Here is a 23507-nt window from a genome sequence, read left to right on the forward strand (position 1 = left end):
TTTAGTAGATATCCCTTAAGCTGCTTCTAATTTGAAATAATTGTTGTTGTTCTCGACGATCGAGTTCTTGAGTGATGACTCTAGCGATTTCTTCTTCATTCATACCTGGTGCGGCATTGATGGTAATGTAATATTGTGATGTTCCACCTTGAATAGTGTTAATCGCTGAATTGCTATTAGCATTTGGTATATTATTTGCGGTATTGGTTGGAATCTGCGGCGCCTTGGTACTAACTTTATCAGCAAATTTACTCATTGAGTCTAAAGCGGTATCTTGCGTTTCATCAACCCCATTTTGATAGCCTTCAATGGTGTTAACACCAAATTCTTTAAAGACTGTCGATGGTGAGTTAATGCCAAGTTTTGATTTGAACCAACTGCAAATGTTACTTCCAAGATTACATATACTTTCCTTTAAGCTGTTCCAAGCATTTTTGATACCGTTTATTATTCCGTCGATAATATCTCCGCCTATTTTTAAAAACTTATTAAATAATCCATTTTCGCCAGTAAAAATTTGTCCTATTTTTTCAGGTAGTTCTTTTATTTTTTCAGGTAATGACATAATAAGATCCCATGTCTCACCGACTATTTTTGAAAGACTTTCAAAAAGTCTGATTGGTGCCATAAGGATACTCCCCACAACAGAACCAAAAGAGGTTCCGGCCGATTTACAGCTTTCAAACTGTTCATCTGTGAGTTTCATTGGTGATAATAATTCACTAAACCAGTTGATTACTCCACCTATTGCATCACCTATCGTTGTGAATACTGGTCCTAAGGATGAGAAAGCATCAATAACTGGCTGTATTTCATTGGTAAGTCCTTGCCAGAAACCAGTGAAGAATGCGCTAATTGGTTCCCAGAATTTGCGAATCAGCAGTGCGGAAGCAGCGATGCCCATAACAACAAGGCCGATAGTGCTAAGTGAAAATGCTTGACTAACTGTTGCGATAACCGTGCCTAAACTTTTAAATGCATTGATTACGCCTTTGATAGGAATTTCACCTAATGTACCTAATGCTGTACTTGCCATGGAGCTGATTGAAATTATTTCCATAAAGGTAGCTACAAAAGTAGGGTGGTTGTTTATCCATTGCTGAGTACTTGCTGTTAGCTCGGTTAACCATGGCATTGCACTAGCTATTGGTCCTTGCATGGAGCCACCCATAGAACTTGAGATATTAGTTAGTGTGGCTTTTAATATTTCAAATTGTGACGCAAAACTTTTACTGTCAATATCGGCTTTTATTTGTAAAGAACCCGTGGCATTGGGGTTATTAATTACTGATTGTTGTTGGGTGAGTAAAGGCAAATTATTGGTAAGTTTGCCGGTGTTTTGCGCCTGTTCACTACCAAATAACTGACTAAGGATTTCTGTTTGTTGGGTTGTATTCTGTTGTTTAATGGTTGTTAGTACTTTTTGTATTGTGTCAATGGCATCGATTGACATATTTTTTTCTATTTGTGTGGCATCAAATCCAAGTGATTGTAATGTTTGTTGGAATTGCTCCGATTGCGTTGTCGCTTTTGATAAACTGTTGACGATAGCATTGGTGGCGGCAATCGCACCATCTGGTTTTATATTTAGGTTTAAGAATGCCGAATTTAATGCCATAACTTGTTTGAAATCGAGTTTATCAGCAATATCATCCATACTTTTTAGTGAGCTTATGATATCTGCTACATTAGCATCGGTGTTATCACTTAGATAATTAATGGTGTCGGCTAAGTTTTCAATATTTTCTATTGGAATATTGAATAATTTGGCAATTTCACTCAGATCTGAGGCTAACTCATTTGCCGGTAAGCCAAAGGCATTGGCTGAAATTGCTGAGATTTTAGTAAAGTTTAGTAGTTGTTTGTGTTGTTCGCTTATAGGATCGCTTTGTTTAGTTAGGCCTAATTTGGCATTGGATTCTACCTGTTCAGCAATATCTAGTGCTCCTTTGGCAGTTGGTATTTGTTGACTTAGTGATTGAATTTGTTCTTTCATGCTGTCAAATAATTTAGTTGGTTTGCCTTGTAGGTCATATAGCCCTTTAACTTGCCTAGCAACTTTATTCATAGCCTGTTCAAGTTCTATAAAGGATTCAACCGAACTTAATATTGGTTTACCAAGATTTGTGCCAAACTCTTTTAGTTTTTCACTTTGCGAACTTGTTTTTTCTTCATCTTCTGAATTTCTGTTATTTTCGTTGGCCATAATTAATAAACTTTTATTTTCTGATTTTGATTAATGATGTTTATGTTGGGCGCATTGATTAAGTACTAATTCGTTTTTTAATTATTTAATAATCAATGGCGTCAAACGGTACCTTATTTTTAATAATTCACTCCCTGATTATTGTTGATTATTGGTACCGTTTCTGACGCGAGCATGCTCTCGCCACTCCATAAGTTCAGATAAGTTTAATTCATCCATGGCAGACGGTTGCCAATGAAAGATTAGTGCAATATCTGCCATTGCCTCTTCTACTCGGTTAGGGATTCCTTGTTGGCATCGTTCGAGTTCGGGGACAAAAAATTGATTACCTCTTTGGTGATTTCCGACAAGTCAATTAAATCTAAAGTATATACTTCATGTTCAGCAATTGATGGTGTGGTAATGCGTGGTAATACTTTTGCTAATGAGTCGATATCTAAATCAATAAATTCAAGTAATTTTACACCACGTAAATCACCAGTTACTGGTTTGCGAATAGTAAATTCGGTTATGGTGGTTTTACCTGATTTAATTCCATTTTTTAATGTGATTTTTTTGCTGCTTGTCATTTGTTTCCCCTCGTAAGAAGCCCTTGCGGGCTTTTTTATTTAAATGATTAATTAGGATTAAATTAATTGTTATAATCCAATTGCACTACGTGCTTTTGATAGACGATCTTTTCCGTTTACTTTGTCGATCATGTTGATTAGGTCGATTTCAGTAATTTCTTCGTTGTCGATGATCTCTTTATAGTAAGTACATTGCGTAGTAATTTTGGTTGAGTTGCTTTCACCTTGTTTAAGTTCACCACGGTCTTGTTCTTTATGGCGTCCGTTAACGATGATTTCGACTTTAATAAAATCTTCACTATCATCTTTTTGGTAAGCACCAGCAAAACGTAATGTAACACCATTGAGTAAGCCACCATGCTGTTTTAGCACTTCGTGAGCTAAGCCACCGATTGTCCATTCAACATTTAATGCATCATCTTCATATCCCATGTCGATTGGTACACTGCCTGGCATACCGGCACCGCGATAGTTTTCAAATTTGCGGGTTAATTTTGGTGGTGTGAATGATTCGACTTCACCAGCAAAAGAGGTTCCGTTAACGTAGACGTTGAAGTATTTGAGTTTTTTAGGTAGAGCCATTTAATTGTTCTCCTTAGTTAGTGGCGACTGAATTAGCCAGCTCAACCAAATATTTATCGGTAATGCGTTGGCGTAACATAAGATTTTCGAGAGGCGGGACAGGTGTGTAATCATAATCAATATATAATTTACCTGCTTTTAGAATGTCTGGGGTATTAGCTTCAGGGTCAAACCATGCTTTACCATCAACAATGTAGCCGTTAGATTTTAATTCACGGAATTTGTTATTGATTGATTCAATTAAATCTTTAATTAATGAGGCATGCATTGGTGCATCAACTAATTGGAATTGAGCTTCAGCGATAGTATCAGCTAAAACTTGAGCGGTACGTGTGTAGTTTTCAAATGCAAATAATGTATCCGCTGAGCAAGTGCGAGATCCCCAGAAGCGATATCCTTGATTGCAAATTAAAGTTGTTACATCGTGCTCGTTTAAGTAATTTGAATCTGAGCTTTCTTCTTGCAAATCCCAAAATACATCGTTAGAAATGCCAGTGACGCCATTGACAGGAACATTTGATAATGTTTTATGCCAGCCAACTTTTTGGTCGATTTGGGCACGTAGACCTAACGCTCTAGCCGTTGCAGCTAAAGTGACATTTTGTTTTTGTGTAGCATCGAAACCGACAAAATCAGGCCAAATTACCATTGCTTCACGCGCACCTAATTTATCGCGATAAAGTACTGCTTGTTCTTTGGTTTTAGCGCCGTAAGCCGATACATAACAAAAGGCACGTAATTTTTGTGCTAATGAAACTAGTGCTGTTGCAACTGGTAATGAGTCATAACCAGGTACACCTAAAATACGTGGTTTTACTTTCAATTGCGTTTGTGCTGAAAGTAGCGCTTTCATACCTGTATATTTGCCATCTTCAGTGGTGGTACCAATGATATTTGCTTCTGTTTCTGCAACAGTTGCACCTGTCTCAACACGAACAGCAACAATCACTGGTGAACACTGATCGGCAATCGCTTCTAGCGTTGGTTTTAGTGTACCTGTTGAGCCAGCTTTACCGATTGCGCTATTGACATTGGTAATTAAAACAGGGGTGTTAAGTGGAAATTGCGTCGCATCGGCATCATCGCCAGTACAAACAATACCAATAACAGCGGTTGATACTGTTCTGATAGAGCGTGAACCTTCATTGATTTCGATGACTCGGACGCCGTGATGATAATCGTTAGCCATAAGTTCTCCGTTGTGGTTTACATATTGTAAAGTTAAAGTACATGGCAATATTTGCATATTTAATACAAAGTGGTTAGTGATTGGATTTGTAGCGAAATTTGTTACAATTTATAGCGAAAATGTTTGTCAGATTAGATAGATATAACAGGCAAAAAACTGTCATTTATTATTGGAAATCAGCTAAGTAAATGACAGTCATTAATATTGAAATTAGCTATTTGGCATATCTGGCCAGTCGATATTTGGTGCTTGTTGAACATCAATGCGATTGACTAGTGCGCGATATTTTTTCCATTCAGCGAGTAATTGAATTTCTTGTTCAGTGGCGATTTGCGAATCAACTGCATCTTGTAAATAACTGATTTGCGAGGTTGCTTCCGCGATAAGTTGATTTTTTTGAGTTGTCGCTTGGTTGACTTGCGATTGGTGCTGTTTATTTTTATCTAATTGCCATTTTTTACCATCCCATTTGTCAAATTCACTGCCTGGTTTTAAGGTGGTGTAACCTTCAGGAATCTCACCAACCTCTTGCATGGTCGTTTCCGCGCCAGTTTCGGTAGAGTAGATCTTGGTGCCGCGTAAATCTGTAGGGTAGGTCCATTGTTGGCCATTGTGGATGATGGCTTGATTGTCTTGGACGTTTTTCGGGGCTTCTAAGTAAGCATGAGCCGGTAAGCCAACGCCAACAGGCAAATATTGATAGGTAGCTTGTGAAAATTCACCTTTGGTGTCAACATTATAAATAATTGCCCAACCGGCGGAGATGGTTAAACCATTTTTATCTAATACGGCTGATGCTGGTTGTAATTGATATTTCATTATTTGTTCTCCTGATTATTCTGCTTTAACGATATACATAAATGCAATGTTTCGCGGATGATTATCATGCGATGCCGGCACAACTCGTGACGCATCAAATGAATATACACGCCCCCACTCATCAGGACCGCCGATTTTTAAATCAGAATTGAACCTATTGATTTCTCTGAATGCACCGACTGGCGGTTCAATTATGCCTTGACGATCGCGGAAAGAAACAGGAAACTCACCGGTTATATTACGTATTGCATCTTCTTGCAAGCTCAATATAACTCGATACGGATCTATACCCCGCGCATTATCCCACCCCCTGATAAATTCACCGCGCAAATCTGGCAAAAAACCATGAGGGTATGCAGCAGCGAGTTTGGGAAATTGATTTTTATTAAACGTTGAACCATTGCATTCTAGCCAACCAGCAGGAGGTTGAGTATTTGGCCATGGCAAAGGCACACCGATAGGAATGTAATTAGAAATATTGGCTGTGGTGATAAATTCATTCCAACTATAATCGCCAGTATAATATGGGTTTTGTTCATAAGATATAACCCCCCTGTATTTAACCCTTTTGCTTAATATATCAATAGCAATATCACCAAATGAATCACCAACAAATGATCGCATTACATGGCTATAATCGAATGGTTTACACCCTTGTGATTGTTGTTGAGTGAATAAAAAACCACTATACTGGTTCTTAGGCTCATCTATGGATTCATTGCCTAAAACATGTGAAAAGCCAATTCCGTAAGAATATTTAGTTAATACGGGATGACCTTTTATTTTCAACTCACCAGTTATATCATCGCCTGAACGTTTAACTGCCGCCATAGCTATATCATTCACAATTTTGACTTTCTCATCTACTTTTGTGACTTTCTCATCCACTCTTTTGACAGCTTCATTTACTTTTTTGACTGCCAATGGTGTTGCTGCTTGGTTTTCAATGGTTAAATCAGTGGCGGAATTTAATTGCACAAATCCTTTCGATGAAGTGGTCGCAGTCGGGTGATTGGTTGATTTTTCATGAGCTGTCATTCTAGCGGTAATTAAATTATCAACATATTGTCGAGTGGCTAATATTACTGCTGGGTCAATTTTCAAGGCAATGGCATCAGTGTTTTCAACGATGATAATGATACGAATGACTTGCGTTCGCCCACTACCTTCGGATAATTGTGGTTTATAGGTAGCCGGACAATTACCCACCGCAACTAAGGTGTTACTCTCATCATATAAGCCAATTTCATGAATAAACCATCCTCCTTGACTTTCCGGAATGATTAATTCGGCAATAATTTGATTTGCATTATTTTCATCAATGGTTAATGAGTTAATGGGGGCTTGATAGACTTCATGAACTAATTTGCTTTGATTGGCATTTGGTGTAGTTACTTTACCATTACCATCGCCAACTCCCATCTTAGTTAATTTCAGTGGAATACCTGAAGCGGTCGCATTCGCCAGTAATGCAGCACCTTGTTGGGTAATTAGAGTATAATATTTTTGACTCATATTTTCATTCCTATAAATAAAAATTCGAATCGCCATTAAGGCGATCGAATGAGCTACTTGTTTGGTTTTAAGAAGCCAGTTTATCTATCCTTTATTAAGTCATATGACTTTTATTCATAAAATGGCTTGCTAACGATAGTGACATAATCTAAAGAAGTGAGTTAATGAATGGATATGTAATAAACAAGATTACAAGTGGGGTAGGAGAGGTTCTTTGAAAAAATAAACAATTAATAAAAACTGAAGTGCCCCCAATAGTTGGACAACCAATTACTGGGGGGCACTTCAGTTTAAACCAAGGTTTTTATCAATTAACGTTATTTAGGCTGTTTTGGCCAGTCGATATTTGGTGCTTGTTGTACATCAATGCGATTTAGTAGTGCGCGGTATTTTTTCCATTCGGCGAGTAATTGAGTCTCTTGTTCAGTGGCAATTTGTAAATCAACCGCATCTTGTAAATAACTGATTTGTTCGGTTGCTTTACTTAATAATTGTTTTTTCTGTGATGTTGCTACATCGATGTCATTTTGATGCTGTTTTTCAGTATCTAATACCCATTTCTCGCCGTCCCAGGTGTCGAATTCACTGCTAGGCTTTAAGGTGGTGTAACCTTCAGGAATCTCACCAACTTCTTGCATAGTCGTTTCTGCGCCAGTTTCAGTAGAGTAGATCTTGGTGCCGCGTAAATCTGTAGGGTAAGTCCATTGTTGACCATTGTGGATGATGGCTTGATTGTCTTGCACGTTTTTCGGGGCTTCTAAGTAAGCATGAGCCGGCAGGCCAACGCCAACAGGTAAATATTGATAGGTGGCTTGTAAAAATTCACCCTTTGTATCAACATTATAAATAATTGCCCAACCGGCTTTAATGGTTAGACCATTTTTATCTAATACGGCTGATGCTGGTTGTAATTCATATTTCATTATTTGTTCTCCTGATTATTCTGCTTTAACTATGTATACAAACGCGATATTTTGAGGTCGGTTTTCGTGTGCAACTGGTACAACGCGTGACGCATCCATTTCTATCACCCATTCCTTAGAGCCTCCACCTGTTCCTGAGCCTCCAACACCGATTGAGTGAAATGCTCCAGTTGGCGGGCACCGATGGTCATTGTCATCGGCGGCAACAAATGTTCCAAAAATATTTCGGATGGCATCTCCCTGATAAGTTAAAATACCTCTGTTAGGGTCTAATAGACGGCCGTTATCTTTCCCTCGGATAAATAACCCGCGCAAATCCGGTAGAGTTCCCCACGGATAGACGGCAGCTAGTTTAGGAAATTGATTAACATTAAATGGTGAACCATTACATTCGAGCCAACCGGCAGGTAGATGGTCACTAGGCCAAGGTTGTGGAATCCCAACCGGTAAAACACGATCTTTAACAAACTGATCTAAACCTCCCACACGAGGAGCTTCAATAAATCCTCCGCACCAACCATCTTGATTAAAAAACCATGAAAATTCGTTTTTATAGGTATTATATACTCCAGCTATACCATCATTACGCACAACAAATATATGTCTTTTGTCTCCCGAATATACCTGCGATTCAAATTCGGACATTCGGAACTTATCTACAATTGGATCAATTCGATTATGCGCGGCGCTTGCATGGTCATAGGCAGCCTGTGCTTTTTGGTCAGAATATCGAGCATATTCATAAGCATCACGAACCGCTTTTGGGGTTGCCGCTTGGCTTTCAATTGTTGAATTGGTCGCCGAGTTTAATTGCACAAAACCTTTTGAAGAAGTAGTGGCATTTGGGTGATTAGTCGATTTTTCATGGATTGCCAGTTTGTTAATAATTAAATTATCTACATATTGACGCGAGGCTAATACTACAGCCGGATCAATTTTAAGTTCAACTACACTTGCATTATCTACTGCAACAATCATGCGGATTACTTGTGTACGGCCACAGCCTTCAGGCAATTGAGGTTTATAGGTAGCAGGGCAGTTACCGACCGCAATTAAGGTATTGTTCTCATCATATAAGCCGATTTCATTAATAAACCATCCCCCTTGGTGTTCCGGAATGATTAATTCAGCAATAATTTGCTTTGGATTATTTTCGTCTGTGGTTAAAGTATTGATTTGTGCTTGATAGACTTCATGAATAAGGTGGGTTTGAGCAGCATTTGGTGTGGTTGCATCACCATTGCCATCACCAACCCCCATTTTAGTTAATTTGAGCGGAACACCTAAAGCAGTAGCATTTGCCAGTAAGGCGGCGCCATGCTCGGTTATTAATGTACAAAATTTTTGACTCATATTTGTATCCTATAAATAAAAATTCGAATCGCTCATAAGGCAATTGAATGCGTTATTAGTGTCGGTTGTTATGTCTAGTTTTTGAATACTTTATAAACTGCATGCGATTTGCATTTCATAAAATGGTTTACTCACGATAGTGACATAATCTAATGAAGGGAGGTAATGAATGGATATGTAATAATCTAGGTTACAAGTGGCGTAGGTGAGGTGTTGGTTGAAAGGCGTTACCCCCATGAATCGCAACCACTTGGGACCAATATCGAATCTGACGAGCAGATATCGCATATTTTTTTGAAAGAATTTCCGATGATTCTCCTGATAAGAATTCATTAGCTATGATAATTTTTAAATCTCGACTATATTTTGATATAAAAAGCCCCCCAGTAATTGGTTGTCCAACTATTGGGGGGCACTTCATAAGACCAAGGTTTTTGTTTATCTATTAACGCTATTTAGGCTGTTTTGGCCAGTCGATATTTGGTGCTTGTTCTACATCAATGCGATTGACTAGTGCACGGTATTTTTTCCATTCAGCGAGTAATTGAATTTCTTGTTCAGTGGCAATTTGCGAATCAACTGCATCTTGTAAATAACTGATTTGCGAGGTTGCTTCCGCGATAAGTTGATTTTTTTGAGTTGTCGCTTGGTTGACTTGCGATTGGTGCTGTTTATTTTTATCTAATTGCCATTTTTTGCCATCCCACTTATCAAATTTACTGCCTGGTTTTAAGGTGGTGTAACCTTCAGGAATCTCACCAACTTCTTGCATAGTCGTTTCTGCGCCAGTTTCGGTAGAGTAGATCTTGGTGCCGCGTAAATCTTTAGGGTAGGTCCATTGTTGGCCATTGTGGATGATGGCTTGATTTTCTTGCACGTTTTTCGGGGCTTCTAAATAAGCATTGGCCGGTAAGCCAACGCCAACTGGTAAATATTGATAGGTAGCTTGTGAAAATTCACCCTTTGCATCAACATGATAAGCAATTGCCCAGCCGGCGCTGATGGTTAGACCATTTTTATTTAATACGGCTGATGCTGGTTGTAATTGGTATTTCATTTTTTCTCTTTCCTTTATTATTCTGCTTTAACGATATACATAAATGCGACGTTGCGAGGGCGAGTTTCATGTCCGCCGGTATGTGTTGTATTGAAAGTATAATCCCCCTCGTATCTGTCACCACCAGATCCCCATGGGTTACCACCACCTTGCTCACCTACTAGGCGGATAGGTGTACTATGGTTATGGCTTTCGATCATGCAATTTTGCCAACTCAACATACCACGATTTGCATCAACTCCCTTGCCGTTGTCCCAACCACGAATAAATTCACCTCGCAAATCCGGTAAAAAGCCATGAGGGTATGCAGCAGCGAGTTTAGGAAAGTGATCTCTGTTAAATGTCGAGCCATTACATTCAAAATAGCCAGCAGGAGGATAGACTTGTGGCCAAGGTAATGGCACGCCTACCGGAGGAGTTCTGTCTCTAACAAACTGATCTAAGCCACCCACTCGAGGCGCTTCAATAAATCCTCCGCACCATCCATCGGAATTAAAAAACCATGAAAAATCGTTTTTATAGGTATTATATACCCCAGCAACTCCGTCATTGCGTACAACAAATAGGTATCGTTTATCTGCAGAAAATAATTCTGATTCAAAATCTGGAGTGCGTAACCGGTCAGTTACATTTGAAAGAACATTATCGACATCAGTGATTCTGTTATGTGCATTACTGGCATGGTCAAAGGCAGACTGCGCTTTTTGGTCAGTAAATCGAACATATTCAAAAGTATCATGAACCGCTTTAGGGGTAGCCGCTTGGCTTTCAATTGTTGAATCAGTGGCGGAGTTTAATTGCACAAAACCTTTGGATGATGTTGTCGCCGTTGGGTGGTTGGTTGATTTTTCATGAGCTGTCATTTTGGCGGTAATCTGGTCATTCGTGTATTGCCGCGTTGCCAAGACAACGGCTGGATCGATTTTCAATTCGACAGATTGGGTGTTGTCGACAATAATGACCATTCTAATTACTTGCGTTCGGCCACTGCCTTCAGCTAATTTAGGTTTGTAGGTTGATGGGCAGTTACCCACGGCGATCAGATTACCGTGCTCATCAAATAGACCAATCTCATGAATAAACCAGCCACCCTCGTTCTCAGGAATGATCTGTTCAGCAATAATTTGATTGGGGTTTTCTTGGTCGACAAATAGTGTGTTGACAGCAGCACGTCTGACTTCGTGTACTAATTGGGTTTGGCTTGCATTGGGTTTAGGAATGTTACCATTGCCATCACCAACTGCCATTTGTGTTATTTTAAGAGGAATGCCAAGTGCCGTGGCATTAGCTAATAATGCCGCGCCTTGTTTGGTTAAGATGGTGTAGTATGTTTGATTCATGGTTTTATGCTCATTGTATCGATTAAATGAATAGTTGCGCCCGAATGGCTTTCAGATTGAGTAGCGACAGTTTCAGCAATATAAGGGTAGATATCTAAAGTATTACCATCATAGCTACTGGCTCCCATGGTTAATGAACCTTTAGATACGAGCTGGATAGCCAATCCGGTTAGTTGACGTGATACCGGTTTGACATCATCAATGATACGGCTAAGTTCGTTATAAGACTCTTCGGTAATACCTTTGTCTAATACGCCAATTTCCAGCCCAAAAGAACCAGGTGTTTGATTGTTTTGCCACCACTCGGTAATCTTGATTAAGAAACCAAATGGCTCGACAGCCCGACGAATTGCCTCTTTGGTGCCTTTGAGCTTATGGATTTCAAAGGCTTCGGCGATGACTTTACGTTTGATCTCCTCAGACCAATTTTCATCCCAACGGTCTACACTATATTGCCATGCCAGATAGGGAAGTAATTCGTAAGGACAAGTTTGCGGATCCCAAAGTGAGCGTAACGGTATTGGCGGCTCACAAGCAATCGCTTGTGAAAGTTTTTTCTCCAGTTTGGTAGCTGTAGGGGGGAGTAGCGTTTTATTCGCCATAACCTGCTACCTCAACTTGATAGTCTGAACAATAACTCGCTTGTTCCCGGTTGATGATGATATCTTGTGCCGGTTCTTGGAGTTCAACGCGTTGTACGCCAACCACATGTAACGCTGAGATGATAGCACTTCGGCTAATTCTTCGGCCAATTCGATGTTTTTCGCTAATGTAAGCTTGTAAATTATCCATGGCGGTTTTTTTAATCGGTTCTGACTCGGGACCTGGATATAAGTAAAGTTTCGCTTTAATTTGGTAGTCAATTAATTCGACTGATTTAACGGTCACCCTGTCGGCAATCGGTCGACGATCATCTTGATTGACCGCTTTTTTGACAACTTCAATCAACTCATCCGAGGCAATACCATTATTATCCCGAGCTAAAATTGCGAGAGTAACACAGGCAGGGGACGGGCTTTCAGCTGCCGCGTCTAAGACTCGTCCATCAGCACTACGGGCAAAAAATTCATATGCTGCGCGCGGTCCGGCAACCGATAATCCTTCAAAGGCTGATTGAATGCGGACTCTAAAGTCACTATCGGCTTCTTTAATTTCTTTGATAGCCGGAACGACACTATTGTCTGCAGCTTGCACGGTTAGACGATAAACATTGAAGTTGGCGCCTAGATTATCTAAATCCTGATCTTTAGCATGGGCAATCATTAATGCTTGTGAGGCTTCGTTGATTCGTTGCCGTAAAATCAGTTCATAATAACTGCTCTCTTGTAACAGTTTGACAATCGGCTCACTTTCAAATTGTAATGTTTTGGCAACTTCTTCCTGTTCTTGTTCACTATAAAGTGAAATGAATTTGGCTTTGCGGCGGTTAAAGATCTCTTCAAAATCTAGGGATTCAATTACATTTGGGGAGGGTAATTTTGAAAGGTCGGTTAATGCTGCCATGTTGCTACCTCGATTTCGCTATTAAAGGTTTGGTTCGGTTTGTCTATCCGTGAACCGGTTATTTGTAAGGTTAATTTTTCTTTATCAGGGAACACATCGACCGTATCAAGTTTTATTCGTGGTTCCCATTGAGTAAGTGCCAATACCGTAGCCGAAATCACACGTAGTTTAGTTGCTTCTGTATTTGGGTTGTCTAAAAGTAAAAACAGTAACGAACCATAATTACGTCGCTCAATTCTCGAACCAATCGGTGTGGTGAGAATATCTTTAATGGACTGATTGATATGGTCCATATCGGTAATTGTTCGTCCTGATTTGCTATTCATGCCAATATAACTCATTGCGGTTTTCCTGTTGAATCGCCACCAGCTTTAACGCCGCTGTGGGTGTGAGAATCTAATACAATACCGTTTGATGATAATTGCCCTTGAGTGTGGATCACATTACCGGTTAATGTGCCGGTACTACCTTTGGCGCCACCACCGCTAGCACTGAATGATTTGAATGTTACATGATCGCTACATTCAACCAATGGGGTATCAAGTTGAATTTTGCTACCCGCTTTAGCCGTAATTTGGTCACTGGCTTCAATGATAGCGGTTTTGATCCCTTTAATGGTTAATTGACTGGTTTCTGGTTCATATTCAAATGAGGCTCCGTCAGGAAAGGTCACCAAATAACCATCTTCAGATTTAGCAGGAGCGGGATTGGCATCACTGAATATACTCGGTAATACGCAACCTAACGCTAAGTTACCATTAGGGCTTAAAATAAATACCTGCTCACCAACTGATGGTCGCCACCATGTACGGCTTTTACCAGCACGATGGGTGAACCAAGGTAACCACGCGGTAATTAATTCACCGGTACGGACTTTAACCCGATCACCATTGGTTTGATAAACAACGCCAGGGCGAATCAGGTTTTCAATTTTTCGTAGAATGTCGACTAAGTCGGCGGGATGATAATTTTTCATAACGCCTATAATGAAATTTTATCAAATAAAAATAAAGTAAGCTTAGTTGTAGCAAATAGGCTTACAAATTTTCAAAGAGTTAAGTTAGAACAGCGTGTAGTTTGAATAATGCGATCACTAACTTTCTTTTTACCCTTTTTTTAGTTAAAATAAAAATAACAATAAAATCAATACATTAATTAAGTGGTTAAAAAAAGGGTTTTTAAAAGCCAAATAGCACTTTACCTTTTTGCTAACAGAGTTTATAGTATATATTGTTCTAGTTCACTGCCGTGTAGGTTGTTTAGAAATGCATATCAATCAAAGATAAAAGAACTGGAAGGTTCACTGCCGTGTAGGTTGTTTAGAAATTTGCTTTTTCCATAAGATATTCCCCTTTCTAGTTCACTGCCGTGTAGGTTGTTTAGAAATTACCATCATATCTCCCGGACTCAGCTAGTGCGTTCACTGCCGTGTAGGTTGTTTAGAAAATTGGAGGTGATGAATTCAATATTCCTGATTCGTTCACTGCCGTGTAGGTTGTTTAGAAATGCATTGACAACTTTTCTTAGCTCCTCTTCAAGTTCACTGCCGTGTAGGTTGTTTAGAAATTACTATGCATCTTCAAAAAAAGATGCTGAAAGTTCACTGCCGTGTAGGCTGTATTAAGTTCGCTCGTTCTATTTTTAATGTCTTATTATGGCTAATTTGGTTTTGTCGATTTTAAGCGTTAGTTTTCGATTAGTAAAATGGATTAGTTAAATTCAACTAATCCATTTTAAATAGATAATAACTACCTCAATAAGCGTTTTTAACCAGATCATATCTTGTTTATTAGAATTCAATGGTTTATCTAAATATTGTGCTAGTTGCTCAATCAAGCAGAAGTTTAGTACCATGGTTATAATCTGCAATTATTAACTAAACGTTTGTTGGCCTATGAATTTTTAGTTAAAATTTTGAGGAGAGCACTTTTTAATCTCAGAAAAAATTGAGCAACGGGGGTTTTTAACCCCTTCAAATCATCTTTTAGACAGCAAATTTAAAATATTAATGTCAGCCCATTTTATTGGTTAAGCCAAGTAAAAGTTATTTATGGCCATACTTTTCTAACGGTTCTTGCAGAATTAGCCGATCTGATAATGAATCAAATTCCAGTTTATCTTGTTTTTTTGTCGCCTTGATCCGTTCCGATAATTTTAATTCAATGGTTAAATCACATTGGTTGTCAGTGATATTATCCAAATTAAATTTAATTGCTTGTTGACGAGACTGGGTGTTAATCAATGCCTCAGGTTGATTACTTTGCATCCAACTGACAATGCTAGCGATCAACTCATTAAAAGGATAGCAATAAGCGCTTAAACTTATCGTCAATGTGAAATGGTATTGAAATCCCGAATTGTCGACTGAGAAGGGCTCAATGAAGCCGTCTTTGATGGTAAATTGATGGGTGCCTGTTGTACTGTTATTGAGCAGATTACGTTCAAGTAAAAATTGCTTTAATTGATTAATTTTTTTCATATAAATCCTTTAATGTTGTGAATAATCATGATGATTTTCTTTTTTTGCTCGATTTTGGTTTTCGACAAAGCGTACCGATATTTCCTTTACTTTTTAATAAGCAGAGTAATATTGTTAGATTCATCACAATCTGCGCCAGATAAGCGCGATGTGATAGATTGAAAAAAGTAAATAAGCAAACGGCGACACTCGAGACAATCATTAACCATGCTAACCAACTGTATACAACTTTGTAGCGAGAATTGTGGTGGTCAAAGGTAAATAATCGCACAGCAATCATTAAACAAAAAATAGCATTGAGGGTGGTGGTTATCATGATTTTTTACCCTTAAAGATATTGAATAATTCAGTTGGATCATCAAATTTTTTAATCAACCAAAGTAACAATTTAACACTTATTGCCGAGGAAACTAAGGCGCCTAAACCAAGTGGGATTTTTTTTTGGATGCTGATTGGAAAAATGGGTATCAATAAGTAGAGTGTCATTTCAGCTAACAGCAATCCCATAGCAAATGAGATAAAAAATAAGATGATACGACGTAAAACCGAGATGCGTTCTTCACTAATGACTAATAAAATCGAACCACAAAGTGCACCTAAAATAATGCCGTTTTCGATGTTGGGATAAATCATTGATACTGAAAAAGCACTAAAAACAGCGGTAAAAGTTAAACTGGTGGGTTCTGTCATTAAGTTAGTCCCATAAATTGATGGTATTTTTAGTTTTTTCGGCTACCATTTCCGGTACATTGACCTCGGTGCCCATTGGTAATATTGCCGGTAGCTCACATAGTTTTGGATTATTTTGATAAATTATTTCCACAATGCCTGCCGTTCTGCCAAAAACTCGATAGGCTAGCGCATCAATGGTTTCATTTTGCATGGTATAGACGATCATTTTCAATTACTCCAAAGTTGATTATTGACTTATTGTTAACCGCGACATCGCCGATTTATCAATAAAATAGGGCTCGGCGGTAGACAAAGTTGTCGATCTGAAAACCTTTGAACCGCCGAGATGTGGGGGTCACTCTTTATAAACAATTAGTTACGATTATGGTCGTTGCTAAATCGTTTTTAAGCAATCAAGCAAAATTGTGGCAAATTGAAATACAAAGCTAAAAGGTATTATCAATCAGTTAACCAAAAATCAATTGCTATCGGTATTGTTAATCTCGCGAATAGTCTGTTTATCCGCATTACATTTTTCAATGACATTCAATAAATGTTCATTGTATTTTAAGCTATCACCAAAAGTCATTGGCTTAGGCGGTAAATTTGGCTGACAATTATTGAGTAAATTAGCGGGTATTGGTTGCGTCACGAAGACTTTTCGCTCGGTTGTACAAGCTACCAGAGATAGGCATAGGCACCAGCTGGTTAGCGCAATAATTATCTTTGAGTTGACCATGAATCTGCTCCTGATTTTGCAATGATTGGTTCTCTAATGACTGTTTATTTTGCTCATTGTCGGCAATAAGTTGATTGTTCCTCAAAATTGTTTGCTCTAATTGGCCTAATTTTTCAGATAATTGCTGCACTTCATTTCGTGCAGATTGTTTATCATGCAGCAAATCGCCAATAATATAAATGAGTAAGATAAACGCGAAAGCGATTGTGAAGTTAGTTTTATTCATACTAATCCTGGTAAATAAATAGTTTTGCCGTTTTGTTTAATAGCCGTAAGGACCTGTTGGCGATGACCTGTGGGGTTGAATTGGATATGAACCCATTGATTATGCTCTTGTATAAGTTTGTCAAATTCGATACCACTAGCGATTAGACGTTGACAGATTTGTTTAGGATCACCATAGGCACAATGAAAATCAACAGCGAGACCTTTGGTATGCGCGCTAGTTGGCGAACCACCTACCTGAGTATTGAGAGCCGGGCAACGATAGCCTGATGTGATGATGATTGGATGGGCTAAAACTTTCCTGACTAATTCAAGTTTGTTGGCAGTAAATTGAATATTTGCCATCAAGTGATCGGGAATTTTATTCTCGATTTTTAACCGTTTTGCGGTGGTTGAACAGCTAAATTCCTCTAATGAGAAATGTTCGGTTAATTTCATTGTTGTTTATCTCCTTTAGCATGTTTAATTAATTTTTCTTCCAGAGTTTTAATTAATGTTGCGCCAGACCAACCTGCTAGGCCCGCTATTCCTCCCGCTAATTCAAATCGCCAATCAAAATAACTTGCGGCTAAAATCGCCAGTGCTCCAGCAAAAGCTGAAATTAACATCTGGGCGATTAGGATACCAATACGGAATTTATTGCCTTTTAAAACGTTATAAAAGTAATTGGCTAATGAACCGAGCGCGGTGATGATGAACAAATAAATGACCACATACCAGTTTACATTATCAGGATCTTTAATTGGCATAATTGATTCTCAAAATAGACATGGCCACCAAGATATGGTTTAAAATTTTGCAGCTTGGTAGCCATTTGGGTTAGTGAATTAAGCCGTTATTGGTGAATTTAGCTTTTAAATCAAGCAAGTTTGCTATGATTGAGAATTTACGATTAATCACGACATTTATGGGCGATAATTTCATACTTGTAATATAGGGTTGGATGCAAATCTTTGCCGTAACCTGTCACACGATCGATACGGCAATTTAGCATATAGGCTAAAGTATTTTTATCGAAAAAATCATCTGAATTTGGATTAACCATAATTATGTTAGAATAGGTTGGATATTTTTTATAAGTTTTACCGTTATAATAAAATCTATCATTTTCCAATGCATTTTTACCACGCTGCTCTATGTTATAACTTGCAGGTTTCAAATGACTAGGTGGATTATTGAGTTTTACTCTCCATTCATCTCGAAATCCTTTTAGCGCATATATCCCAGTTCCGACAAATCCCGGCTCATCTGACTGATCAAATAATATAAAATAATTAATATTAATTATGATATTGTAATAAAGATGAATTTGTTTTAGATGCTCAGCTGTATATCGGGAAAAAGTAGGAATAGATACATCAAAATCCATACTTGGATATTTACCTTCAAATAATATTCCTTCGTGTAAAAACGATCCCTTACCTAAAATTAATGTTTCAGGCATGTAAAGAATTCCATTATAACCAAAAGAGATTTTGTTAAGTGGGTTAGGGTCTCGTTGGATAACATTTGGTTGAATAAAATCATCTTCCCGAAGGACTCTAAGGGAACCGCCTGAATAAGGTGGGTTATTGTACATTACGACAGGTTTTACTAATGCCATATTTTCATCCTTTTATAAATCTTAGTTGTGTAATTATTAGTTATTTTCTTTCTTTATTTATTTATTTATTTATTTAACTCTTTTTGACTGCAAAAAGTTCATATTCATAAAAATGTTTAAAGTCTGCAGTCATACTAGCTAAATTCTCAATTGAAAAGTTAGCCCAAATATATTGATTACCTAGGTTTATATCAGATCTTAATGGATAAATTTCGTTGTTTATTGAAAAAATAGCGTATTCAATCTCTTCGTTGTCTGCTCTTTTAACAATGTTGAAAATAATATTTCTTTTTTCTTGGTAGGATGCCGGTTTTATCTTAAAGTCTTCACGAAGGTATAATAGAGAAGATGGCTCAACTTGATTGCCGTAAGCTTCATATAGACAATGAGTTATATTTTGAGGAAAAGGTTTTGTTTTTTCACATGCTAAATAGGAATTAAAGCGTACAAAAATTTGATATTGCTTGCCAATTGATATGAGTTGCTCCTTAGAAAAAGATTTATAACAAGGGAAAATGACTTCAAATGGTCTTTTATAAGCTTTCATGTCCTCTTCAAAACGCCCACTGCCTAATATAATATAGGATGGTAAGCAAAGCAGCCCTTCCTTATCAATTTTTAAAGTGTTATTAGGCTCGTTAGATAAAGCAATGTTTTGGGCTGACAGTAAATCTTCATCTTTAATTTCACTAAAATAGAAGCGATCAGTTTTATCCCAATTTTGTACAATAGGTTTTTTTATTTCCATGTTTTTTGTCCTTTTTTCTTAAGATTTCGTTGAATTAAGCGGGTTAATTTAACTGGTTAATTATACAGTATTTTGCTTGTTAAACCTAATTATTAGGCCTTAAACGGCTAAAAAACAACTTTAAAAAATCAATAATAATCATGATGTTATCATTGTCTTTTAATGATGATTTGTCGTTTGCCGTTCGACAATGAATACCGTTTATTTATTATGGATTTAAAACGTTAACTCACTTTAAAAAGTGGATAGCAATAATGCGAATGGAAAGTTAATTAGCGGCAGTAACTACATGACCAGGCAATTATTGGCTAATGACTTAAAGAAGGGTTATTTGACGGTTGAAAACCTTATTCTCAAAATCCTTAAGCAGTTATGCTGAGAAATGGGGGATAGTTGATGATTATAGATGAGTGGGGCATGAATTATTGTCAACTATCCCAAAATGTTAAGAATTATTTCGTTTTTCAATAGAGTTATGAGGTAACTGTTCTTTTAAAGGTTCGAGCAAATCGCGGAACCAGAACAATATTATGTCCTTATCATTTTCTCTTAAATGTATATATTCGGTAATTAGGCGAGAAAGTAATTCAGCTCGCTCAATTATTTTGATTTTTTCTAATTCATCCATTTTAATCACCTCTACCATCGTATCACTGTATTTATATACAGTATATAATAATTAATAATTCGATCAAGTCCTTTTTTTTTAAAGATTCGTTAAGATCATCAATAATATTTATTTATTGATTTTATTAAGATATTTTTTTGAGTTATGCACTCAATAACCATCATTTAAATGCTCTTTTTTAATAGATTGAAATTCATGTTTATATAACCTTTTTGGCGGTATTTTTTGGCTGTCGATACAGTGGTTTTTGACAGAATGGTTACTAATTATTAAATGCAGCCCATCGAGCCTGTCGGTTAGCATCAAATGTTGATATGGGTTGATTTTGATACTCTCCCTTAAATAGAGGCGATTCACATTGAAATCATTATCCGCTAAGCCGATAATTTTCAGTTGTTGTTTGATGATTCGCCTTTGTTGTTCACAATCATTAGTAACCGTACAGTTATTGACAGAACTCCAAGGCGTGCGTTCCGCCCGCAATGGTGATGCTTGATTGGTCTTTACATTATTTAGGCTACTCTTGGGTACTAACCGCCATTTTGTTAATCTGGTGTAAATAGTCGATGCAATCCCATGAATTGGCGCATAGATGCCTTTTATTTTTTTGATGATCTCCTCATATTGATTCAGCTTATCTTCATAAGCCAGGCGGACTTTAAGGTCTTTACGTTTGACTAATGGTCCTCCTTGATGCGCGGTATAAGCTGCCCAATCCCCAATATCAGCTGATGCTAATACCGGATCGATAATATCATCAGTCACTTTTTTGCTTTTTAAACGCCGTAGTTCTCGCCAAACACTGACAGGTGCGCCACCCAATTGTTGAAATTGACGAATCTTCCAGCGACTAGCCCAAGCGGTGATCGCTTTCGATGACGCTTTTAAGTTTTCGCCGGTTTGGGTATCTATTTCATTTTCGAGCGCATATCCGTCAATGTTTTTGGCAATATATTTGGCGATATAACCGGTTGCTGATCCTCTTTGTTTATCGATATCCTTAAATTCAAAGCGATTGATGGCGGCTCCTTGTTCTTCGCCATCTTCATCCATGGCATAGATCCACATAGTGTAAAAAGCCTTTTGGATATCTTCTGGGCGCATAAAAATTAAAATATGCCAATGAGGTGTACCATCATGATGCGGTTCGGCAACCCGAAAGCCGAAAAATTGAATATGTTCACGATTTAATTTAGCGCGAATACGTGACCAGACTTTGCATAAATAAGCTTGTGTTTCTCGAGGTGTGTTGCCCTGCCAATTTTCGACAAAACCGCCTTTGGCATGCGCGCTGTGATATTTGGCGGGAGCCGTTAAGGTTATAAATGCGCCTTGGTAACCTAGCTCATCGGCCAAATCCTCAAAACCTCGCATCCGTGTCATCAGTTCTACCCGTCTGATAGCCGGATTCGCAATTGATTTATACACTTGCAAATCAAGAGGAATCTGTTCGCCAGTATCTTGATTTTCAATCATCATCTTTTCAAGATATTTTTGATTGCGACGCTTTTGCTCCTTCCACTCCATTTGACAGCTACGGCTAGCATACGGCGAGGCCTTTTTTTGCACTTGACCTACAGCAATGGCTAAATGCTCATGCTCAAAATCTCGACGCGTCTTTAATTTACGCTGCCACCATTCATGATTGGTTATTTTAGCCAATGCTTTAATGCAATTTTCGTTGGTTAATTTATTATGATTAAAATCGTTCAAATAAGGTGGGGGAATGTTGATACCGCTTAGTTCTTTTAAAACGCTACGATAAAGTTTCTGCTCCAAACTATCGCTTTCAATATGATTAGCGGTTAAGCAAAAGTCCTGATCTGCAAGGCAACGTTGAATGTGTTTATTCAGATAATTACTTATTTCAACACTTAAATTAGCCAACTTTTTAGTGCCTAAAGTCGCTAATTGAGCAAATTCATCAGCAAAATTAATCGCTAAGGCACTAGGGCTAGCCGCTTGATAACGAGCTTTGACTTGTGATAACCGTGATTGAATATTACCACCCAAAGTTTGCCGTAAAAAACTATTGGCGGCTTTGCGGCTCTCATTTTGCAACAGATGAATATATTTATCGGCAAAATAACCGGCTAAAAAATCAGGCAAATCAGCAAAATATTGCGCACGAAATGGATGGTCTTCCTGATCTACTTGCCACAATTTAATTTCATTATAGCTTAAAGATTGTGGCATTTTTTTTCCACAATCATATTGTGCTATTGGCGTTCTGACTATTTTTTTATTCGCTTTATATTGGCCAATATTTTCATAGTAATCACGCATCGCTAATAATAAAGAGTGTTTATGTTTAGCGGGAATAGCCGGCAAGGAGAAAGATTGGCATTGGCTAGTCATAAATTCTCGGTCGCAATTATCGTTTAGCAAACTGTTCTTTTAGATTTTGACAATCCACGCACAGTTGACAACCTTTTAACAATTGTCGGCGTTTTTCTGGGATTGGCTCACCACACTCTATACAATCCTTTGCTGATTCACCCTTAAAAACTTGGCGATTAGCAAGTAGATTATCCAGTTCAAGTTGAGCCAAATCGTTAGCTTGGTCTATAATATCTCGCATTAGGCTTCAGTCTCATAGCTTTGGTTACGAAGCTTTTGCCCTTCTTGATAAAGGAGTTCATTTACTTCGCTGGCGGTTAAACCTTTATCAACAATATGTCCGCCTAATTGCATTAAACGGCTGATATAGCGATCACAAAGTCGTTGCTCGGTTTCTTGTTTAATTTGCTCGGTTAAATCTTGTAATTTACTTTGAGTGATATTGTTTAAATACATCATATTTCCTCATCTGGTTAGTTATTATTGTTTGGTAAAATCTTGAGGCTCGCAGTGGGCAAAAACATCAACGATGGCTTGCAAACGGCGAAGTCCGATTTCTAAATGGTCTATTTCCTCATCATTCAGCAGATCATAATTAAGGTTACGCGCTGAAGATGAGAATCCTGCATATAAAGGTGTGATTCCCGCGGCGGCTAATAACAACCTTTTTTGTCCGGGTTTTAACCGATTAAAATTACTGCGCACCAAACTTCGATGGCCATGAATCAGTTGATATAACCGCCTGATATGTTCAAGTTGACGAGACCGCTCAATATTATTCATCGCTACTCCTACCTTGACTGTCGTGAGATCCAAAAAAGAGCCATGTCTTTCGAAAAAGCCAAAGGCATTTAAATTGAATTAAGTTAGTTTTAGCGATGCTTAACTGGCCATAATTTAATGGCTTTACCGTTACTTTTTTCAATCCAACCATTAGGATTATGTCTATTGGTTGCAATTAAAATAACTACTGGTTCAGTGGTCGTTTTTTGACTTAAATAGATAGATCGTTTCATA

The 23507-nt window shown here is 38.0% G+C and carries 32 protein-coding genes and 1 CRISPR repeat array; all 32 genes read right to left on the reverse strand.

The window, feature by feature from the left end; translation table 11 throughout:
• Nucleotide 1: 1 nt before the first annotated feature.
• A complete protein-coding gene (locus DKK70_RS07250) occupies nucleotides 2–2206 on the reverse strand; it encodes a phage tail tape measure protein (RefSeq protein ID WP_110433382.1) in 2205 nt (734 codons plus the stop codon).
• 138 nt (nucleotides 2207–2344) lie between these two features.
• Nucleotides 2345–2467 carry a GpE family phage tail protein gene (locus DKK70_RS07255; RefSeq protein WP_110423389.1) on the reverse strand — a complete coding sequence of 41 codons (123 nt, stop codon included), beginning with the start codon at nucleotides 2465–2467 and terminating at the stop codon, nucleotides 2345–2347.
• Between the two features lie 8 nt (nucleotides 2468–2475).
• Nucleotides 2476–2775, reverse strand: coding sequence for a phage tail assembly protein (locus DKK70_RS07260; RefSeq protein ID WP_110423390.1), 300 nt, complete (start codon nucleotides 2773–2775; stop codon nucleotides 2476–2478).
• A gap of 69 nt (nucleotides 2776–2844) precedes the next feature.
• The gene (locus DKK70_RS07265) at nucleotides 2845–3357 is read right to left on the reverse strand and encodes a phage major tail tube protein (RefSeq protein ID WP_110423391.1); all 513 of its coding nucleotides are present in this window, start codon (nucleotides 3355–3357) and stop codon (nucleotides 2845–2847) included.
• 13 nt (nucleotides 3358–3370) lie between these two features.
• On the reverse strand, nucleotides 3371–4546 hold the full coding sequence (locus DKK70_RS07270; protein ID WP_110423392.1) for a phage tail sheath protein: 1176 nt from the start codon (nucleotides 4544–4546) through the stop codon (nucleotides 3371–3373).
• 210 nt (nucleotides 4547–4756) lie between these two features.
• Entirely contained in the window at nucleotides 4757–5365 is a 609-nt protein-coding gene (locus DKK70_RS07275) for a tail fiber assembly protein (RefSeq protein WP_110433383.1), read from the reverse strand.
• Between the two features lie 15 nt (nucleotides 5366–5380).
• Nucleotides 5381–6880: a phage tail-collar fiber domain-containing protein gene (locus DKK70_RS16975; protein WP_219999713.1), complete on the reverse strand. Its 1500-nt coding sequence runs from the start codon at nucleotides 6878–6880 to the stop codon at nucleotides 5381–5383.
• Between the two features lie 317 nt (nucleotides 6881–7197).
• On the reverse strand, nucleotides 7198–7803 hold the full coding sequence (locus tag DKK70_RS07290) for a tail fiber assembly protein (RefSeq protein ID WP_110433384.1): 606 nt from the start codon (nucleotides 7801–7803) through the stop codon (nucleotides 7198–7200).
• Nucleotides 7804–7818: 15 nt separating this feature from the next.
• Nucleotides 7819–9156, reverse strand: a complete 1338-nt coding sequence (locus DKK70_RS07295; RefSeq protein ID WP_110433385.1) for a phage tail protein — start codon at nucleotides 9154–9156, stop codon at nucleotides 7819–7821.
• A gap of 190 nt (nucleotides 9157–9346) precedes the next feature.
• Complete coding sequence (locus DKK70_RS07300; protein ID WP_181415941.1) at nucleotides 9347–9577, reverse strand: hypothetical protein; 231 nt, start codon at nucleotides 9575–9577, stop codon at nucleotides 9347–9349.
• A 30-nt stretch (nucleotides 9578–9607) separates the two neighbouring features.
• Nucleotides 9608–10213, reverse strand: a complete 606-nt coding sequence (locus tag DKK70_RS07305; RefSeq protein WP_110433386.1) for a tail fiber assembly protein — start codon at nucleotides 10211–10213, stop codon at nucleotides 9608–9610.
• A 17-nt stretch (nucleotides 10214–10230) separates the two neighbouring features.
• Complete coding sequence (locus tag DKK70_RS16980) at nucleotides 10231–11553, reverse strand: phage tail protein (RefSeq protein WP_219999714.1); 1323 nt, start codon at nucleotides 11551–11553, stop codon at nucleotides 10231–10233.
• Nucleotides 11550–12155 (reverse strand): phage tail protein I, encoded by a 606-nt coding sequence (locus DKK70_RS07315; protein WP_110433387.1) that lies wholly within the window; start codon nucleotides 12153–12155, stop codon nucleotides 11550–11552. Before DKK70_RS07315 ends, DKK70_RS16980 begins: the two co-directional genes overlap by 4 nt.
• On the reverse strand, nucleotides 12145–13056 hold the full coding sequence (locus DKK70_RS07320; protein WP_034882262.1) for a baseplate J/gp47 family protein: 912 nt from the start codon (nucleotides 13054–13056) through the stop codon (nucleotides 12145–12147). Before DKK70_RS07320 ends, DKK70_RS07315 begins: the two co-directional genes overlap by 11 nt.
• Nucleotides 13044–13397, reverse strand: a complete 354-nt coding sequence (locus DKK70_RS07325; RefSeq protein WP_034882260.1) for a GPW/gp25 family protein — start codon at nucleotides 13395–13397, stop codon at nucleotides 13044–13046. The genes DKK70_RS07320 and DKK70_RS07325 overlap by 13 nt, the downstream gene beginning before the upstream one ends.
• Nucleotides 13394–14032 carry a phage baseplate assembly protein V gene (locus DKK70_RS07330; protein ID WP_110433388.1) on the reverse strand — a complete coding sequence of 213 codons (639 nt, stop codon included), beginning with the start codon at nucleotides 14030–14032 and terminating at the stop codon, nucleotides 13394–13396. The genes DKK70_RS07325 and DKK70_RS07330 overlap by 4 nt, the downstream gene beginning before the upstream one ends.
• 262 nt (nucleotides 14033–14294) lie before the next feature.
• Nucleotides 14295–14623: a CRISPR direct-repeat array (repeat unit 29 nt; unit sequence GTTCACTGCCGTGTAGGTTGTTTAGAAAT).
• A gap of 477 nt (nucleotides 14624–15100) precedes the next feature.
• Nucleotides 15101–15535, reverse strand: coding sequence for a phage tail protein (locus DKK70_RS07335; RefSeq protein ID WP_110433389.1), 435 nt, complete (start codon nucleotides 15533–15535; stop codon nucleotides 15101–15103).
• A gap of 25 nt (nucleotides 15536–15560) precedes the next feature.
• Nucleotides 15561–15851 carry a phage holin family protein gene (locus DKK70_RS07340; protein WP_110433390.1) on the reverse strand — a complete coding sequence of 97 codons (291 nt, stop codon included), beginning with the start codon at nucleotides 15849–15851 and terminating at the stop codon, nucleotides 15561–15563.
• Complete coding sequence (locus DKK70_RS07345) at nucleotides 15848–16225, reverse strand: putative holin (protein ID WP_110433391.1); 378 nt, start codon at nucleotides 16223–16225, stop codon at nucleotides 15848–15850. The genes DKK70_RS07340 and DKK70_RS07345 overlap by 4 nt, the downstream gene beginning before the upstream one ends.
• A 4-nt stretch (nucleotides 16226–16229) precedes the next feature.
• Entirely contained in the window at nucleotides 16230–16433 is a 204-nt protein-coding gene (locus DKK70_RS07350; protein ID WP_110423402.1) for a tail protein X, read from the reverse strand.
• Between the two features lie 252 nt (nucleotides 16434–16685).
• Nucleotides 16686–16859: an Rz1-like lysis system protein LysC gene (gene lysC / locus DKK70_RS16705; RefSeq protein ID WP_181415942.1), complete on the reverse strand. Its 174-nt coding sequence runs from the start codon at nucleotides 16857–16859 to the stop codon at nucleotides 16686–16688.
• Nucleotides 16837–17172, reverse strand: coding sequence for a hypothetical protein (locus tag DKK70_RS07355; protein ID WP_034882241.1), 336 nt, complete (start codon nucleotides 17170–17172; stop codon nucleotides 16837–16839). Before DKK70_RS07355 ends, lysC begins: the two co-directional genes overlap by 23 nt.
• The gene (locus DKK70_RS07360) at nucleotides 17169–17609 is read right to left on the reverse strand and encodes a D-Ala-D-Ala carboxypeptidase family metallohydrolase (protein WP_110433392.1); all 441 of its coding nucleotides are present in this window, start codon (nucleotides 17607–17609) and stop codon (nucleotides 17169–17171) included. Before DKK70_RS07360 ends, DKK70_RS07355 begins: the two co-directional genes overlap by 4 nt.
• Nucleotides 17606–17920, reverse strand: coding sequence for a phage holin family protein (locus DKK70_RS07365; RefSeq protein ID WP_110433393.1), 315 nt, complete (start codon nucleotides 17918–17920; stop codon nucleotides 17606–17608). The genes DKK70_RS07360 and DKK70_RS07365 overlap by 4 nt, the downstream gene beginning before the upstream one ends.
• A 143-nt stretch (nucleotides 17921–18063) precedes the next feature.
• Nucleotides 18064–18774, reverse strand: coding sequence for a hypothetical protein (locus DKK70_RS07370; RefSeq protein WP_110433394.1), 711 nt, complete (start codon nucleotides 18772–18774; stop codon nucleotides 18064–18066).
• Between the two features lie 73 nt (nucleotides 18775–18847).
• Nucleotides 18848–19522 carry a hypothetical protein gene (locus DKK70_RS07375; protein WP_110433395.1) on the reverse strand — a complete coding sequence of 225 codons (675 nt, stop codon included), beginning with the start codon at nucleotides 19520–19522 and terminating at the stop codon, nucleotides 18848–18850.
• A gap of 445 nt (nucleotides 19523–19967) precedes the next feature.
• A complete protein-coding gene (locus DKK70_RS07380; RefSeq protein WP_110433396.1) occupies nucleotides 19968–20150 on the reverse strand; it encodes a hypothetical protein in 183 nt (60 codons plus the stop codon).
• Between the two features lie 150 nt (nucleotides 20151–20300).
• Nucleotides 20301–22508, reverse strand: a complete 2208-nt coding sequence (locus DKK70_RS07385; RefSeq protein WP_110433397.1) for a replication endonuclease — start codon at nucleotides 22506–22508, stop codon at nucleotides 20301–20303.
• Between the two features lie 16 nt (nucleotides 22509–22524).
• A complete protein-coding gene (locus DKK70_RS07390) occupies nucleotides 22525–22731 on the reverse strand; it encodes a TraR/DksA C4-type zinc finger protein (RefSeq protein WP_034882229.1) in 207 nt (68 codons plus the stop codon).
• Nucleotides 22731–22949 carry a DUF2732 family protein gene (locus DKK70_RS07395; RefSeq protein ID WP_110423407.1) on the reverse strand — a complete coding sequence of 73 codons (219 nt, stop codon included), beginning with the start codon at nucleotides 22947–22949 and terminating at the stop codon, nucleotides 22731–22733. Before DKK70_RS07395 ends, DKK70_RS07390 begins: the two co-directional genes overlap by 1 nt.
• Nucleotides 22950–22970: 21 nt before the next feature.
• Nucleotides 22971–23273: a hypothetical protein gene (locus DKK70_RS07400; protein WP_110433398.1), complete on the reverse strand. Its 303-nt coding sequence runs from the start codon at nucleotides 23271–23273 to the stop codon at nucleotides 22971–22973.
• A gap of 89 nt (nucleotides 23274–23362) precedes the next feature.
• A complete protein-coding gene (locus DKK70_RS16710; RefSeq protein WP_181415943.1) occupies nucleotides 23363–23506 on the reverse strand; it encodes a hypothetical protein in 144 nt (47 codons plus the stop codon).
• Nucleotide 23507: the final 1 nt, after the last annotated feature.

Origin of the sequence: Gilliamella apicola, from assembly GCF_003202655.1 — a bacterium.
Lineage (GTDB): Bacteria > Pseudomonadota > Gammaproteobacteria > Enterobacterales > Orbaceae > Gilliamella > Gilliamella apicola_R.

Coding starts and splice junctions, on each gene's coding strand:
- DKK70_RS07385 (WP_110433397.1), bottom strand. CDS start 22,508: ATGACTAGCCAATGCCAATCTTTCTCCTTGCCGGCTATTCCCGCTAAA.
- DKK70_RS07255 (WP_110423389.1), bottom strand. CDS start 2,467: ATGGCAGATATTGCACTAATCTTTCATTGGCAACCGTCTGCCATGGAT.
- DKK70_RS07360 (WP_110433392.1), bottom strand. CDS start 17,609: ATGAAATTAACCGAACATTTCTCATTAGAGGAATTTAGCTGTTCAACC.
- DKK70_RS07260 (WP_110423390.1), bottom strand. CDS start 2,775: ATGACAAGCAGCAAAAAAATCACATTAAAAAATGGAATTAAATCAGGT.
- DKK70_RS07300 (WP_181415941.1), bottom strand. CDS start 9,577: ATGAAGTGCCCCCCAATAGTTGGACAACCAATTACTGGGGGGCTTTTT.
- DKK70_RS07390 (WP_034882229.1), bottom strand. CDS start 22,731: ATGCGAGATATTATAGACCAAGCTAACGATTTGGCTCAACTTGAACTG.
- DKK70_RS07400 (WP_110433398.1), bottom strand. CDS start 23,273: ATGAATAATATTGAGCGGTCTCGTCAACTTGAACATATCAGGCGGTTA.
- DKK70_RS07315 (WP_110433387.1), bottom strand. CDS start 12,155: ATGGCGAATAAAACGCTACTCCCCCCTACAGCTACCAAACTGGAGAAA.
- DKK70_RS07265 (WP_110423391.1), bottom strand. CDS start 3,357: ATGGCTCTACCTAAAAAACTCAAATACTTCAACGTCTACGTTAACGGA.
- DKK70_RS07275 (WP_110433383.1), bottom strand. CDS start 5,365: ATGAAATATCAATTACAACCAGCATCAGCCGTATTAGATAAAAATGGT.
- DKK70_RS07350 (WP_110423402.1), bottom strand. CDS start 16,433: ATGATCGTCTATACCATGCAAAATGAAACCATTGATGCGCTAGCCTAT.
- DKK70_RS16975 (WP_219999713.1), bottom strand. CDS start 6,880: ATGAGTCAAAAATATTATACTCTAATTACCCAACAAGGTGCTGCATTA.
- DKK70_RS07345 (WP_110433391.1), bottom strand. CDS start 16,225: ATGACAGAACCCACCAGTTTAACTTTTACCGCTGTTTTTAGTGCTTTT.
- DKK70_RS07320 (WP_034882262.1), bottom strand. CDS start 13,056: ATGGCAGCATTAACCGACCTTTCAAAATTACCCTCCCCAAATGTAATT.
- DKK70_RS07295 (WP_110433385.1), bottom strand. CDS start 9,156: ATGAGTCAAAAATTTTGTACATTAATAACCGAGCATGGCGCCGCCTTA.
- DKK70_RS07365 (WP_110433393.1), bottom strand. CDS start 17,920: ATGCCAATTAAAGATCCTGATAATGTAAACTGGTATGTGGTCATTTAT.
- DKK70_RS16980 (WP_219999714.1), bottom strand. CDS start 11,553: ATGAATCAAACATACTACACCATCTTAACCAAACAAGGCGCGGCATTA.
- DKK70_RS07375 (WP_110433395.1), bottom strand. CDS start 19,522: ATGGAAATAAAAAAACCTATTGTACAAAATTGGGATAAAACTGATCGC.
- DKK70_RS07290 (WP_110433384.1), bottom strand. CDS start 7,803: ATGAAATATGAATTACAACCAGCATCAGCCGTATTAGATAAAAATGGT.
- DKK70_RS07250 (WP_110433382.1), bottom strand. CDS start 2,206: ATGGCCAACGAAAATAACAGAAATTCAGAAGATGAAGAAAAAACAAGT.
- DKK70_RS07330 (WP_110433388.1), bottom strand. CDS start 14,032: ATGAAAAATTATCATCCCGCCGACTTAGTCGACATTCTACGAAAAATT.
- DKK70_RS07305 (WP_110433386.1), bottom strand. CDS start 10,213: ATGAAATACCAATTACAACCAGCATCAGCCGTATTAAATAAAAATGGT.
- DKK70_RS07370 (WP_110433394.1), bottom strand. CDS start 18,774: ATGGCATTAGTAAAACCTGTCGTAATGTACAATAACCCACCTTATTCA.
- DKK70_RS07340 (WP_110433390.1), bottom strand. CDS start 15,851: ATGATAACCACCACCCTCAATGCTATTTTTTGTTTAATGATTGCTGTG.
- DKK70_RS07395 (WP_110423407.1), bottom strand. CDS start 22,949: ATGATGTATTTAAACAATATCACTCAAAGTAAATTACAAGATTTAACC.
- DKK70_RS07355 (WP_034882241.1), bottom strand. CDS start 17,172: ATGAATAAAACTAACTTCACAATCGCTTTCGCGTTTATCTTACTCATT.
- DKK70_RS07380 (WP_110433396.1), bottom strand. CDS start 20,150: ATGGATGAATTAGAAAAAATCAAAATAATTGAGCGAGCTGAATTACTT.
- DKK70_RS07270 (WP_110423392.1), bottom strand. CDS start 4,546: ATGGCTAACGATTATCATCACGGCGTCCGAGTCATCGAAATCAATGAA.
- DKK70_RS07335 (WP_110433389.1), bottom strand. CDS start 15,535: ATGAAAAAAATTAATCAATTAAAGCAATTTTTACTTGAACGTAATCTG.
- DKK70_RS16710 (WP_181415943.1), bottom strand. CDS start 23,506: ATGAAACGATCTATCTATTTAAGTCAAAAAACGACCACTGAACCAGTA.
- DKK70_RS07325 (WP_034882260.1), bottom strand. CDS start 13,397: ATGAGTTATATTGGCATGAATAGCAAATCAGGACGAACAATTACCGAT.